This is a genomic window from Ensifer sp. GW101-20A05, assembly GCF_059424735.1.
The window spans coordinates 395,376-408,520 of record NZ_JBWKZT010000005.1 but is presented as its reverse complement, the minus strand read 5'-3'; the positions used below and the strand labels follow the sequence as shown (position 1 = coordinate 408,520).

Genomic DNA, 13,145 nt, shown 5'->3' with positions numbered 1-13,145 from the left:
CTCGATCATATTGATCCCACGAACGCAATCCAACCGTGGAGAGATCAAATGACCAACAAGGTCGCCATCATCACCGGCGCGTCCCAGGGTATCGGCGCGGGCCTTACAAACGCCTTCCTCGCTCAGGGCTACAGTGTCGTCGCAACCTCGCGAAGCGTCAGCCAGTCCCGGGACATCGTCGAATCGGACCGGCTGGCCCGCGTCGACGGCGATATCGCCGATCCGGCCACGGCGAAACGCGTGGTCGAAACCGCGATCGATCGATTCGGCTCGATCGACGCACTCGTCAACAATGCCGGTATCTTCTTCACCAAGCCCTTCGTCGACTACACCGCCGAAGACTACCGCCAGCTGAGCGCGACGAACATCGAAGGCTTCCTCCACACGACCCAGCTGGTCGTCAAGCAGATGCTGGCGCAAAAGAGAGGCGGCAGCATCGTCAGCATCACGACGCCGCTGGCCGATCGCCCGATCGCGGGCATGAACGCCTCGGTCGCGATGCTGACCAAGGGCGGCATCAATGCGATCTCGAAGAATATCGCCATGGAATACGCAAGGGACGGTATCCGCGTCAACGTCGTTGCACCCGGCGTCGTCGACACCCCGCTCCACAAGGACAACCCGAAGGATTTCCTCAACACGCTCTCGCCGATGCACAGCATTTCCAGCGTCGATGAAATCGTGGATGCGGTCCTGTTCCTGACCAGGGCGCCCCGCGTCACCGGGGAGGTGCTGAACGTCGACGGCGGCGCGCATTTGGGCAAATGGTAAGCCGCGGGCAAGCACCCGCCGCTGGCGCAGAACAGCGGCTGAATGAACTCGGCATCGCGCTGCCTCCTCCACCGACACCGTTCGGCAACTATGTCGAAGGGGTCAGGATCGGCAAGCTGCTCTATCTGAGCGGAATGCTGCCGGTTATCGACCGCAAGCCGCAGGTCGTCGGCCGGCTTGGGGTCGAATTAACGGTCGATGAGGGACGGCGCGCCGCGGAAATCGCTACCCTGAGTGCATTGTCGGCAATCAAGGCGGCGCTCGGTTCGCTCGACAAGGTCGCTGCCGTCGCCAAGCTCGGCGTCTACATCGCAACATCAGGCGATTTCCGCGATCATCCTCAAGTCGCCGATGGCGCATCCGATCTGCTGGCCAAGGTCTTCGGTCGCGAGCTTCTCTCGGGCCGTATCGTCCTCGGCGTCGCCAGCCTTCCGCTGGGATTGTCGGTCGAAATCGAGCTTTTGGTCGAAGTGGCAGATTGAGACCATCGGTCGGCGGCGATCCACGCCGCCGACTTTCGGGAAGGAAGTCAGTTCGTCATTCGCCTGTCACGAACAGAAGCTATTTGAACAGTCACACCTTCTTGATGACCACGGATGAACTGGCGTCGATCGAAGGTGATGAGGAAGGTCGGGTTTGCCCCGGCCTTTTTTGTTTCGGTCATTGCCTACAGTGTCGTCGCAGCCTGCTCTGGCCGGTACCGTTCCCTTCCCAGCCCCATGACCGCTCTAACCACCAGGATTGAAACCACAGCGACCATTGCGCCGGCAATCACATCACTCAAATGATGTCCACCTTCCGGCAGCGTACCGATGATCATCACTGCGTTCAAAACAGCGATCGGGCCGGCGGCCCAGCGAACGCTGCGCAGGGAATACACGACCATGATTCCAAGGGCCGTGTGGTAGGAGGGGAAAGTCACAAGGCCTTGCGCGTTCCCAACGAACAGGTTGAAGTTGTCCCCCGACCTCAGCCTCAGCAGTTCGGAGTAGTGCCACATCCCGGCTTGTGCCGTAAACGCGTCGAAGGTTTCGGGCGGCGGATCGAAATAGGCATAGGCGCCCGCGGCCGGAAACATCGCCATCAACAGGCCGGTAAACACCGAGGAAACCGCAAGCAGCGCGACGAACTCCAAGGCTTTGTCCGCTCGCCGAGCCGCACTGTACAAGAGAAACAGCGCAATCACCTGAGGCGTCAGGCTGTGATAGGCGATTACCAATGCCCATGCGACCGGCGGAGACCCGTTCGTCGTCTCCAGAAACGAACGCCAATCGAAGCCTAGCGCCGCGTCGAGTGCGGCCAGTTTGCCATCGACCAGGGGAACCTGGGTTGCCGAGGCCAAATACATGAAGATGGCACTGACGAAGCCGAGTGGTAGAAAGATCGTGGAAACCGCGACCAGTACAATCAGGCGGTCCGCAGCCCATCGCATCGCACCGGCCGCCCACGATCTTTCATCGCGCAGGCGGTAGAGAACAAGCCTGCCGATCAGATAGGCAGCCAAAGCGGCCGACGCCGCCTTCGCAAGGTGACCAAAGTTTCGAGGATCAAGGCTGATCACTGAAAATGGCAGCCACACAACATCGATCGCCGCGAACAAGACAGTCACGGCAACGATGATCGAAACCAAACGACGATTAGCCCCCATATCGACATAGAACCATTCTTTGCCAGTACCGGCAATACTTGGTTCAACTCGAGCAAGGGCCGCGTCACTGCTTTCCCGAATAGGGATCAACCACCTGCAGGCTTAGGCAAAATCGACCCGGAATCACAGCGTTCGCAGCACTTCAATCATCGGGCCGGCACACACGCAGCCGATGGCCATCCGGGTCGAGCGCGACGAAGGTGCGACCGAAGACGGCCGTTTTCAGCTCCTGCTCGATCGTAAGCCCCCGCTCCCGCCAAGCGGCATAGAGCCGCTCGACCTCGGCATCGTCCTTCACCATGAAGGCGATTTCCGAGCGATGGCCCGTGCCGGAGGATACGAAATCCTTCGCCGCCGTGGACCAGAGACTGAAGGTCAGGCCGTTTTTCAGTTCGAAGGCGACATAGCTTGGAAAGGCGGCGGCGGGCTCGCGATCGAGCAGGTCGGTGTAGAAGCGTGCGCTCGCCAGCGGGTCTTCGACATAAAGCAGGATGAGGTTCGGTGACAGCATGGTCGGGTCTCCCGTTTCGATGACGCGACCCTAGACATAACGACTGTCAGCTTCCGTCAGCATCGACCGACCGCGCAGAAAAACCGCAGGCACATCGGAGCCGGCGGCTTTCACATTGGTTGGGAACGAGGTGCGTCAGAAGACGGCCAGGTATTTCAACAGAGAGATGATGCCGATGATGATGACGATGATCTGGACGATCTGTTTGGCGCGCGCGTCGAGCGGCAGCCGCTGGACGAGATAAAGCACCAACACGATGACAAGGAACGTAATCAGGATTCCGATAAGTAGCCCCATGGATCAACTCCCTTTTCACAACGACAGCGCGATTGCGCCGGGATTGTAACTATGGAGCGAGGGTAAAAGTTCCGATTCTCCCGGAAACTTCTTTAGCCGGGTTGGTTGGAGAAGTTGCCGGGCAGCCTCCGCGTCAAGGCGCAGGCTTGCAGGCGATGCCCTGGTCCTGTTCGCCCTTCGTCGCGTCGAAAAGCGTCGCTTCGTCGCCCTTGGTCCACCAGATATACTGGCCGCCGGCATATTTCGCGCCCGAAGCGGCAATCACATTGGAGGCGACGACAAAGGTATCGTCGATCGTGAAAGTCACCAGCGAGACCGGGCCGGCATTGATGTACTCCGCTTCGACGGGCTTGCCGCCGCAGTCATAACGCGCCGATTGCCGGTTCACCGCACCGGCTCCCGGAGCACGGAACGTCACGTCGATCCCTTCGGAACCCACCGTCATCGACGCCAGTTTGATCGCGGTCCGGCCCTCCGCCTTGCTGAGCACGAGTTTCGATCCGTCGACTGCCCAGGAGAGTTCGCTGCCAAGCGCCTCCAGGAATTTCTGTTCCTGGGTCATCGCCGCCGGCACGCACATCTTGCGTGTCGATGCGGCCGGGCCGAAGGTGATCTTCGTGCCCGACAGACTGAAGGTGCCGGTGAAATGGTTGCAGCCGGCCATGCCGCCATAGGTGCCGTCCTCGCGGATTTCCAGCGTCGATTGCAGATCGTCGATGACGCCGCCGCCACCGATGTCCTCGGCAAGCCAGGTACCGACGAGCTGCGGCGGAACGTTTTCGGCTGCAACCGGCTGCATCGAGGCCATCTCGATGGTCACGCACGCGCAGGAAACGGCGGTAATGATCTTCAGCATCGCGAACTCCTTCGGGCTCCGACTCAAAGCAGTCCGATTCTTAGCCCGTGGACGACACGGATTGAAGACCGCGCCCTTGTTGCCGGCGGAATTCGCCTGTAGAGCCTAGCAAACAACATAAAAACTCGGATCGATCTCGCGAAGATCACGTGTCCGCAGCGCAGGCTGCGCCGGGCATCCCGTCCGAAAAGAAGAACATGGGTATTGGTATGGCATCCCGCGACAGTGCGAAGCGCCGACTGACGATCCTCGGATCAACCGGTTCGATCGGCACCAACACGCTCGACGTCATCGAGCGCCTTGGCGGTCGCGAGCGCTTCGAAGTCGTCGCTGTCACCGGCAACGGCAACATCCCCCTGCTCGCCGAACAGGCCGTGAAGGTTGGTGCAGAACTCGCCGTCACCGCCAACGAAAACCAATTCGAAAACCTGAAGGCAGCCCTTGCCGGCACCGGCATTGCCGTCGCCGCCGGCCGAAGCGGTCTGATCGAGGCAGCCGAACGCGATGCCGATTGGGTGATGGCGGCGATCGTCGGCAATGCCGGTCTTGCTCCCACGCTCGCAGCCGCCCGCCGCGGCGCCGACATCGCACTCGCCAACAAGGAGTGCCTGGTTTCCGCCGGAAGCCTCTTCATCGACGCGGTGAAGAAGGGTGGCGGCCGGCTGCTGCCTGTCGACAGCGAGCACAATGCCATCTTCCAGGTGCTGGACGAGCACCAGCGCCACGCGGTCGAGCGCATCATCCTGACGGCTTCGGGTGGCCCCTTCCGCACCAAGTCGCTCGAGGAGATGCGGCATGTAACCGCCGATGTCGCCCGCGCCCATCCCAACTGGTCGATGGGCCTCAAGATCTCGATCGACAGCGCCTCCATGTTCAACAAGGCGCTGGAGATGATCGAGGCGAAGCACCTCTTTGCCCTCAAGCCGGAACAGGTCGAGGTGATCGTGCATCCGCAGTCGGTGATCCATTCGATGGTCGGCTACACGGATGGCTCGGTGCTGGCGCAGCTCGGCTGCCCGGACATGCGCACCGCCATCGGCTACGCACTCGCCTATCCGAGCCGCTGCAGCCTGCCGATCGAACGGCTCGATTTCGCCAAGCTGTCGCGCCTCGATTTCGAAGCGCCGGACGAAGTGCGCTTCCCGGCAATCCGCCTGGCGCGCCGCGCCATGGTCGAGGGCGGCGTGCAGGGGGCCGTGCTCAACGGCGCCAAGGAAACGGCGCTCGACGCCTTCATCGCCGGACGAACCGGCTTTCTCGCCATGGCGGAGATCGTCGAGAAGGTCATGGACAAGCTCGCCGACCTGCCGGCGGCTACATCGATGGACGATGTCTTCGCCGCCGACGAAAAAGCCCGGCATCTCGCGGCCGGGCTGCTTCAATAACTGGTCTGGTCGGGCATCCCGCCCCTCATCCGCCTGCCGGCACCTTCTCCCCGCAAGCGGGGCGAAGGGACGTTGCAGCACCCGCTCTGATCCGCCCCTAACGCTCGAAGTTCCTGCTTCTCTGAATGGAGAGAGGCGGTGTTTCGGCATTGAACGGACACAGAGTTCAGCCGTTGTCCTCGTTCCCTCTCCCCGCGAGCGGGGAGAGGGTTAGGGTGAGGGGCATACTTCTCGGAAGCTAAGCCGCCGCTTACGCGACCGCGCGGGCCAGCGCACAGCGCGACCACAGCGAATGCAGCGCGTTGACGAGATGGTCGATATCGGCATCCGAATGCAGCGGCGTCGGGGTGATGCGCAGGCGCTCGGTCTTCTTGGGCACCGTCGGATAGTTGATCGGCTGCACATAGACGCCGAAATTGTCGAGCAGCAGGTCGGAGATCCACTTGCACTTGGCAGCGTCGCCAACCATGACCGGCACGATATGGCTCGGGTTCGGCATATGCGGAATGCCGCGCTGGTCGAGCAGCGAACGCAGACGACGGACGCGCTCCTGGTGTGCGAAGCGTTCGACCTGGCTTTCCTTCAGGTGGCGGATCGAGGCGAGCGCACCGGCGGCAAGCGTTGGCGGCAGCGCCGTGGTGAAGATGAAGCCGGAGGCAAACGAGCGGATGAAGTCGCAGAGCGCCGCAGAACCGGTGATATAGCCACCCATGACGCCGAAGGCCTTGCCGAGCGTGCCTTCGATCACCGTCAGGCGATGCATCAGGCCTTCGCGCTCGGCAATACCGCCACCGCGCGGACCGTACATGCCGACGGCATGCACTTCGTCGAGATAGGTCATGGCGCCGTACTTGTCGGCGAGGTCGCAGAATTCCTTGATCGGCGCGATGTCGCCGTCCATCGAATAAACCGACTCAAACGCGATGATCTTCGGCGCGCGCGGATCGGCGGCGGCGAGCTTGGCTTCGAGGTCAGCGACCGAATTGTGCTTGAAGATGACGCGTTCGCACTTGGAGTGACGGATCCCCTCGATCATCGAAGCGTGATTCCCGGCGTCCGAGAAGACGATGACGCCAGGAATCTTCGAACAGAGCGTCCCGAGTGCGGCCCAGTTGGACACGTAGCCCGAGGTGAACAGCAGCGCCGATTCCTTGCCGTGCAGGTCCGCGAGCTCGCGCTCAAGCAGGACGTGGTAATGGTTGGTACCGGAGATGTTGCGGGTGCCGCCGGCGCCGGCGCCGCATTCGTCGATGGCGCGCTTCATCGCCTCGGTGACGATGGAATGCTGGCCCATGCCGAGATAGTCGTTCGAACACCAGACGGTGACTTCCTGAACGCCCGCAGCCGTGTGGCGCGCTGCCTTCGGGAAGTTGCCGCGATGACGGGCGAGGTCTGCGAAAACCCGGTAGCGGCCTTCCTGATGCAGCCCGTCCAGCTCGTTCTTAAAGAAATTCTCGAAATCCATCATTTTCTCCAGTGCCCGGTCGCTTTTCTTCAATCAAAGCGACCTGGGGTCAACCTCGGAATGCTCGGCATCTGCCAACTGCGGCAAAAGGCCCCTGAAGCGCTGCGTGTCCAATGAATGCATCCGGAATGATCTAGCATTTTCGGACCGAAGCATCTTCGCTGCTTTCACTGAAACCGTTTCAACCTGGAGAGCCCTAGTTTTGAAACATTCCAAAGAAAGCCCTAGCGCATGTTCATCTCTTCAAGCTTGATCGAAGTCAAGCAAGGATGAAAAAAGGACGGCCGAAGCCGCCCCCTTTTTTTGCTGTTTGGCGATACCCCATGCCGGTCAGGCCGCCGCCACGGCGCGCTTGGCCATGACCTTCACCAGATTGGCGCGGTAGGCCGCGTCGGCGTGAATGTCGGAGAGCAGTTCCGAGGCATCGACGCTGACATTGCTGAGCGCGTCCGGCGACCAGTTGGCAACCAGCGCCGCCTCCATATCGCCATGCCGGAACACCCCGTTCGCTCCCGCTCCGGTAACGGCCACCCGGACGTCGCCATTGTCCCGTCGCGCGACGAACACACCGGTCATCGCGTAGCGCGATGCCGGATTGGCGAACTTCTGATAGGCAGCCTTGGCAGGCGCTTCGAAGCTGATGGCGGTGACGATCTCGCTGTCCTCCAGCGCTGTTTCGAACAGGCCGGTGAAGAAATCATCTGCCGCAATCTCGCGCTTGTTGGTCACGATCGTCGCACCGAGCGCCAGCATCGCCGCCGGATAATCGGCCGCCGGGTCGTTGTTGGCGATGGAACCGCCGATCGTGCCCATGTGCCGCACATGCGGGTCGCCGATATGGCTGGCAAGGCTGCAGATCGCCGGACAGACGGCTTTGAGCGCCGCCGCCGACGCCACGTCATAATGTGTCGTGGCGGCGCCGATCCGCACTGACCGGCCGGAAACCGTGATGCCTTGCATCTCGGCGATATGCCGGAGGTCAATGAGATCGCTCGGTGCCGCCAGCCGCTGCTTCATCGTCGGGATCAGCGTCATGCCGCCGGAGACATACTTGCCTTCGCCGGCCGCTTCCATTCGGCTGACGGCATCCTGAACCGAGGACGCCCGGTGATATTGGGTCTCGTACATGCGGTGTCCTCCCGTTCACTTGGCCGCGTGCGCCGCCGCCCACACCTTCTGCGGTGTTGCCGGCATGGTGAGCGCGTTGTTGCCGATGGCATCCGTAATGGCGTTGATCAGCGCCGGCGGCGAGCCGATCGCGCCCGCCTCACCGCAACCCTTGATCCCCAAGGGATTGTTCGGGCAGGGCGTGTTCGAGGTCGAGACCTGGAACGACGGCAGATCGTCGGCACGCGGCATGGCGTAGTCCATGTAGCTTGCCGTCAGCAGCTGGCCCGAGGGGTCGTAGTGTACCCCTTCGAGCAGTGCCTGGCCGATGCCCTGGGCAATGCCGCCATGAACCTGCCCCTCGACGATCATCGGGTTGATGATATTGCCGAAGTCGTCGGCGGCGACGAACTGGACGATCTTGGTCCGCCCCGTATCGGGATCGACCTCCACCTCGCAGATGTAGCAACCGGCCGGGAAGGTGAAGTTGGCCGGATCGTAGAAGGCGCCCTCCTTCAGGCCCGGCTCCATGCCCGCGGGCAGGTTATGGGCGGTGTAGGCGGCAAGCGCCATCTGGAACCAGGGCACCGCCTTGTCGGTGCCGGCAACCTTCAGTTCGCCGTTCTCAATCACGATGTCGCTTTCGTCCGCTTCCATCAGATGCGCGGCGATCTTCTTCGCCTTGGCCTCCACCTTGTCGAGTGCCTTGACGACGGCGGACATGCCGACGGCGCCGGAGCGCGAGCCGTAGGTGCCCATGCCCATCTGCACCTTGTCGGTATCGCCATGCACGATGTTGACGCTGTCGATCGGAACGCCGAAGCGGTCGGCGACGAGCTGTGCAAAGGTGGTCTCGTGGCCCTGGCCGTGGCTGTGCGAGCCGGTCAAGACCTCGATCGTGCCGACCGCATTGACCCGCACCTCGGCCGATTCCCACAGACCGACGCCGGCCCCGAGGGAGCCCACCGCCGCCGACGGCGCGATGCCGCAGGCCTCGATGTAGCAACTCATGCCGATGCCGCGCTTCATGCCGCGGCGATCGGCTTCCGCCTTGCGGGCGGCAAAGCCGTTCCAGTCAGCCGCCTGCATCGCTGCGTTCAGCGACGCTTCGTAGTCGCCCGCGTCATAGTTCATGATCACGGGCGTCTGGTGCGGGAAGGAGCGGATGAAGTTGACCCGCCTCAGTTCCGCCGGTGAGACCCCGAGTTCGCGCGCCGCCGTCTCCATGGTGCGTTCGAGCAGATAGGTCGCCTCCGGCCGCCCGGCGCCGCGATAGGCATCCACCGGTGCGGTGTTAGTGTAGACCGTGCGCACATTCGCGTGGATCGCCGGGATGTCGTACTGGCCGGAAAGCAGCGTCGCATAGAGATAGGTCGGCACCGCCGAGGAGAAGAGCGACATATAGGCGCCGAGATTGGCGATCGTGTCGACCTTCAGCCCGATGATGCGATTGTTCGCATCGAAGGCCATCTTCACCGTCGACACGTGGTCGCGGCCATGCGCATCGGTCAGGAACGCCTCGGTCCGATCCGATGTCCATTTGACCGGCACGCCGGTGCGCTTCGACGCCCAGAGACAGACGATCTCCTCCGGATAGATATAGATCTTCGAGCCGAAGCCACCGCCGACATCGGGCGCGATCACCCTGAGCTTGTTTTCCGGAGCGACATTATAGAAGGCGCTCATCACCAGCCGCGCCACATGCGGGTTCTGGCTGGTGGTGTAGCAGGTGTAGTGGTCGTCGCCGGCGTCATAGATGCCAAGTGCGGCCCGCGGCTCCATCGGATTGGGCGAGAGCCGGTTGTTATGAATCGTGACCTCGGTGACATGCGCGGCCGATGCGATCGCCTTGTCAGTCTCCGATTCGTCGCCGATCTGCCAGTCGAAGATCAGGTTGTTGGGCGCTTCCGGATGAAGCTGTGGCTGTCCCGCCTCGAGCGCTTTCGACGCATCGATCACGACGGGAAGTTCCTGATAATCGACGACGACCGCCTCGGCCGCATCGCGTGCCTCGGCCACGCTATCGGCAACGACGATCGCCACGGCATCACCTACATAACGCACGGTCTCGTGCGCAAGCGGCCGCCAGGCGCCCATCTTCATCGGCGATCCGTCCTTGGAGTGGATCATCCAGCCGCAGATCAGGTTGCCGATACCGTCGGCGAGGATCTGCTTGCCGTCGAGCACGTCGATCACGCCGGGCATGTCCTTGGCCGCAGACGCGTCCACCTTCAGAATCTTCGCGTGCGCATGCGGGCTGCGCACGAACACCGCATATTTCATGCCCGGCACGGACATGTCGTCCGTATAGCGGCCCTTTCCGGTCAGGAACCGCTTGTCTTCCTTGCGCGCCACCCGCGCGCCAATGCCTTCAACGCCCATTGCCTATCTCCTCCCGAGATATCCAGCGACAGTCCTTCGATGACATGCCTTCGGGGCGAGGTCCCGCCCCCAAATCTACCGCTATTCTGCGGCCACGCGGGCGCCGCTCATCTCAGCGGCGGCAGCAAGGATCGCCTTGACGATATTGTGATAGCCGGTACAGCGACAGATGTTGCCTTCGAGCTCGGCGCGCACCGTCGCCTCGTCCAGTTGGCCCTGGTGCCTTCGGATCATGTCGACGGCCGTCATCACCATGCCGGGTGTGCAGAAGCCGCATTGCAGGCCGTGATTGGCCTTGAACGCCGCCTGCACCGGATGGAGTTCGCCGTCCGCCGCCAACCCTTCGATGGTGGTGATCGTGGATCCGGCCGCCTGTGCGGCGAGGATGGAACAGCTCTTGACCGATTTTCCGTCCATATGGATGACGCAGGCGCCGCACTGCGACGTGTCGCAGCCGACATGGGTGCCGGTCAGTCCGAGATTTTCGCGTATGAATTGCACCAGCAGTGTGCGGTCGTCGCAATGACCGCTCACCTGACGGCCGTTGACCGTCATTGTTACTTTCGCCATTTCGCTCCTCCGGGGTCGGTCAATGCCAACACGAGCGCGGCCGAAAAGTCGGGTGAGATGGTTCACGCGACTAGGGTACGCGCCAACTGATATCGATGCCCGTCGCCCACGGATCCGCTCCTCCGGATGTCGCAGGCTTGTTTGTATCATTTGTCTTTTTTGGGAATGCCGCAACCGCTACCGCCCGCCGGACGACAATATTTTTCCACGCGGGTTGTATCTCGCGGAACTGAGCCTTCATGTCCCGTTCAGGAACGATATCATTATCTTGCGCGCCGGAAGAAGCCGCAGGTCCCCGTAGACTTTCAATAGGGACCGCGTATTTTCCGAACTGCAAGTTCAGGTGGAGCGGGATGTTCCCGGCTTCGCCATCATCCACGGGACGGACTGAGCGCTAGGCTTAAGATCCGTAGAGATCGGAGAGAACAACATGAAGAAAGCCATCGCACTTGTGCTGGTCGCCCTATCGGTCGCAAGCTGCACCCAGACGGAAAAAGGCGCCGGCATCGGTGCCGTTTCCGGCGCGATCATCGGCGGCGCTGTCACCGGCGACGTCCGTGGCGCAGCGGTCGGCGCGGCCATCGGCGGCGTTTCCGGCGCAGTCATCGGCAACGTCACCGAGCAGCCGGGCCAGTGCTACTACCGCGACCGCTATGGCCGCCGCTACATCGACTCTTGCCCGCGCTAAGGCGTAGCGAAGACGGTCATCCTTCGGCGTAGCGCAAGCTCTCCGTAGGATCCAATTACCCCCCTCATGGCGCAAAGCCTGAGGGGGTTTTTCGTTCCGGACGCGCCGGCGAAGCTAGGCATACCCCCAAGAAATGATCCGACGCGCGCAAACCGGGTGGTTATCGGCCGCGCAAATCCGTCTGCTGTCCTCGAAGTATCATCCATCGAGGCCGTCACATGTCGAAATCACCAGGCAATCCACTGCCGCCAGCCTTCAAGCGGATCGGCTGGTCCAATCTTTTTGCGCAATTCTCGGAGCAGATGGCGCTGGCTGCCGCTCCGCTCGCCGCGGTGCTGCTGCTCGCCGCCGGTCCGGCGGAAACCGGATGGCTGCAGATGGCCCAGACACTTCCGTTTCTCCTGCTCGCCATTCCGGCCGGGCTCGTCGCCGATCGCGCCTCGCGACTGAGGCTGATGGTCTCCTCGGAAATGCTGCGCGCGCTGTCGCTGGTCGCCACGCTGCTCCTGATGGTCAGCGGCCTTTTGACCCTGCCGCTTCTGGCTGCGATGGGGTTCGTCGGTGCCATCGGCACCGTTTGTTACAATGTCGCTGCCCCTGCCCTTATTCCGGTGATCGTTCCCCGCGCCCAACTGGCCGATGCCAACCGCTGGCTGGAACTCGCCCGCAGCCTTGCCTATTCGGGCGGGCCGGCGATCGGCGGCGCGATCGTCGCATGGACGGACGCATCCCTGGCCTATGTCGCTGCCACATGCCTTTCTCTTCTCTCCGTCGTCCTGCTTGCCGGCCTTGGCGAGCATCACCAACCCGCCGCGGCAAAACGCAAACTTCTGCAGGATCTGACCGAAGGCGCACGGTTCCTTGCCGGCCACACGCTGCTCAGGCCGATCCTCGTCACGGCGATAGTCTTCAACACCGCCTGGTTCGTGCTGCAGGCGGTCTATGTCGCTTATGCCATTCAAACCCTCGGCATGACGGCGACAGGCGTCGGCATCACGCTCGGCATCTATGGCGCCGGCATGATGATCGGCGCATTCGCCGCGCCCGCCATTGCGCGCCGTGTCCCCTTCGGCGTGATGATTGCGCTTGGTCCGCTCGGCGGGTTGGCGGCGGCCGCCGTGATGCTCTCGACGATCTGGATGCCATCCGGCGTTCTTGCCGGCTTGAGCTTCTTCCTCTTTGGCGCAGGGCCTGTGCTCTGGTCGATCGCCACCCTCACCTTGCGCCAGGCCGTCACGCCGAATGCGATGCTGGGTCGGGTTTCCGCCTTCATCACCACAGCCACGTTCGGCGCGCGGCCGATCGGCGCAGCGCTGGGTGCCGTCGTCGCCACGCGTTTCGGCGTCGAGGCATGCCTGGCCGTTGCCGCGACGGGTTTCCTGGTCCAGTTTCTCGTTATCATAGCCTCTCGCGTGCCGCAGTTGCGGGCACTGCCGGAAGCCGCATAGGCCCGACGATCCGCGGA

Annotated in this window: 13 protein-coding genes; 5 read left to right on the top strand and 8 right to left on the bottom strand. The window is 62.5% G+C overall.

Going from position 1 to position 13,145, the window contains the following annotated elements; genetic code table 11:
- The first annotated feature begins 48 nt into the window (after window positions 1-48).
- Together AC070A_RS16345 and AC070A_RS16340 are read left to right on the top strand one after the other, a co-directional pair.
- Window positions 49-771 (top strand): SDR family NAD(P)-dependent oxidoreductase, encoded by a 723-nt coding sequence (locus AC070A_RS16345; RefSeq protein ID WP_112997071.1) that lies wholly within the window; start codon window positions 49-51, stop codon window positions 769-771.
- Entirely contained in the window at window positions 765-1,253 is a 489-nt protein-coding gene (locus AC070A_RS16340) for a RidA family protein (RefSeq protein ID WP_112997070.1), read from the top strand. The genes AC070A_RS16345 and AC070A_RS16340 overlap by 7 nt, the downstream gene beginning before the upstream one ends.
- Window positions 1,254-1,438: 185 nt before the next feature.
- Here the strand turns inward: AC070A_RS16340 and AC070A_RS16335 are convergent, their stop codons facing one another.
- From AC070A_RS16335 to AC070A_RS16320, 4 genes are all read right to left on the bottom strand, one after another.
- Entirely contained in the window at window positions 1,439-2,509 is a 1,071-nt protein-coding gene (locus AC070A_RS16335) for a phosphatase PAP2 family protein (protein WP_162728185.1), read from the bottom strand.
- A gap of 52 nt (window positions 2,510-2,561) precedes the next feature.
- The gene (locus AC070A_RS16330; protein WP_110878799.1) at window positions 2,562-2,930 is read right to left on the bottom strand and encodes a VOC family protein; all 369 of its coding nucleotides are present in this window, start codon (window positions 2,928-2,930) and stop codon (window positions 2,562-2,564) included.
- A gap of 135 nt (window positions 2,931-3,065) precedes the next feature.
- Complete coding sequence (locus tag AC070A_RS16325) at window positions 3,066-3,227, bottom strand: Thivi_2564 family membrane protein (protein WP_089044368.1); 162 nt, start codon at window positions 3,225-3,227, stop codon at window positions 3,066-3,068.
- A 133-nt stretch (window positions 3,228-3,360) separates the two neighbouring features.
- Entirely contained in the window at window positions 3,361-4,083 is a 723-nt protein-coding gene (locus AC070A_RS16320; protein ID WP_112997068.1) for an META domain-containing protein, read from the bottom strand.
- Window positions 4,084-4,292: 209 nt separating this feature from the next.
- Here AC070A_RS16320 and dxr point away from each other — a divergent pair, with 209 nt between their 5' ends.
- Window positions 4,293-5,468: a 1-deoxy-D-xylulose-5-phosphate reductoisomerase gene (gene dxr, locus AC070A_RS16315; RefSeq protein ID WP_113133425.1), complete on the top strand. Its 1,176-nt coding sequence runs from the start codon at window positions 4,293-4,295 to the stop codon at window positions 5,466-5,468.
- A gap of 250 nt (window positions 5,469-5,718) precedes the next feature.
- Here the strand turns inward: dxr and hemA are convergent, their stop codons facing one another.
- From hemA to AC070A_RS16295, 4 genes are all read right to left on the bottom strand, one after another.
- Entirely contained in the window at window positions 5,719-6,933 is a 1,215-nt protein-coding gene (hemA, locus tag AC070A_RS16310; RefSeq protein WP_057255058.1) for a 5-aminolevulinate synthase, read from the bottom strand.
- A gap of 330 nt (window positions 6,934-7,263) precedes the next feature.
- On the bottom strand, window positions 7,264-8,061 hold the full coding sequence (locus tag AC070A_RS16305; protein WP_057255057.1) for an FAD binding domain-containing protein: 798 nt from the start codon (window positions 8,059-8,061) through the stop codon (window positions 7,264-7,266).
- 15 nt (window positions 8,062-8,076) lie between these two features.
- Entirely contained in the window at window positions 8,077-10,422 is a 2,346-nt protein-coding gene (locus AC070A_RS16300) for a xanthine dehydrogenase family protein molybdopterin-binding subunit (protein WP_112997303.1), read from the bottom strand.
- Between the two features lie 81 nt (window positions 10,423-10,503).
- The gene (locus AC070A_RS16295) at window positions 10,504-10,992 is read right to left on the bottom strand and encodes a (2Fe-2S)-binding protein (RefSeq protein ID WP_034802397.1); all 489 of its coding nucleotides are present in this window, start codon (window positions 10,990-10,992) and stop codon (window positions 10,504-10,506) included.
- A gap of 430 nt (window positions 10,993-11,422) precedes the next feature.
- Here AC070A_RS16295 and AC070A_RS16290 point away from each other — a divergent pair, with 430 nt between their 5' ends.
- On the top strand, window positions 11,423-11,680 hold the full coding sequence (locus tag AC070A_RS16290) for a YMGG-like glycine zipper-containing protein (protein WP_058321762.1): 258 nt from the start codon (window positions 11,423-11,425) through the stop codon (window positions 11,678-11,680).
- 218 nt (window positions 11,681-11,898) lie between these two features.
- Window positions 11,899-13,128 carry an MFS transporter gene (locus AC070A_RS16285; protein WP_113736645.1) on the top strand — a complete coding sequence of 410 codons (1,230 nt, stop codon included), beginning with the start codon at window positions 11,899-11,901 and terminating at the stop codon, window positions 13,126-13,128.
- Window positions 13,129-13,145 lie beyond the last annotated feature (17 nt).

What these genes read in the sequence shown, in the direction of transcription:
- AC070A_RS16295 (WP_034802397.1), bottom strand. Translation starts at nt 10,992, where the DNA reads ATGGCGAAAGTAACAATGACGGTCAACGGCCGTCAGGTGAGCGGTCAT.
- AC070A_RS16320 (WP_112997068.1), bottom strand. Translation starts at nt 4,083, where the DNA reads ATGCTGAAGATCATTACCGCCGTTTCCTGCGCGTGCGTGACCATCGAG.
- AC070A_RS16290 (WP_058321762.1), top strand. Translation starts at nt 11,423, where the DNA reads ATGAAGAAAGCCATCGCACTTGTGCTGGTCGCCCTATCGGTCGCAAGC.
- AC070A_RS16345 (WP_112997071.1), top strand. Translation starts at nt 49, where the DNA reads ATGACCAACAAGGTCGCCATCATCACCGGCGCGTCCCAGGGTATCGGC.
- dxr (WP_113133425.1), top strand. Translation starts at nt 4,293, where the DNA reads ATGGCATCCCGCGACAGTGCGAAGCGCCGACTGACGATCCTCGGATCA.
- AC070A_RS16305 (WP_057255057.1), bottom strand. Translation starts at nt 8,061, where the DNA reads ATGTACGAGACCCAATATCACCGGGCGTCCTCGGTTCAGGATGCCGTC.
- AC070A_RS16330 (WP_110878799.1), bottom strand. Translation starts at nt 2,930, where the DNA reads ATGCTGTCACCGAACCTCATCCTGCTTTATGTCGAAGACCCGCTGGCG.
- AC070A_RS16285 (WP_113736645.1), top strand. Translation starts at nt 11,899, where the DNA reads ATGTCGAAATCACCAGGCAATCCACTGCCGCCAGCCTTCAAGCGGATC.
- hemA (WP_057255058.1), bottom strand. Translation starts at nt 6,933, where the DNA reads ATGGATTTCGAGAATTTCTTTAAGAACGAGCTGGACGGGCTGCATCAG.
- AC070A_RS16325 (WP_089044368.1), bottom strand. Translation starts at nt 3,227, where the DNA reads ATGGGGCTACTTATCGGAATCCTGATTACGTTCCTTGTCATCGTGTTG.
- AC070A_RS16340 (WP_112997070.1), top strand. Translation starts at nt 765, where the DNA reads ATGGTAAGCCGCGGGCAAGCACCCGCCGCTGGCGCAGAACAGCGGCTG.
- AC070A_RS16300 (WP_112997303.1), bottom strand. Translation starts at nt 10,422, where the DNA reads ATGGGCGTTGAAGGCATTGGCGCGCGGGTGGCGCGCAAGGAAGACAAG.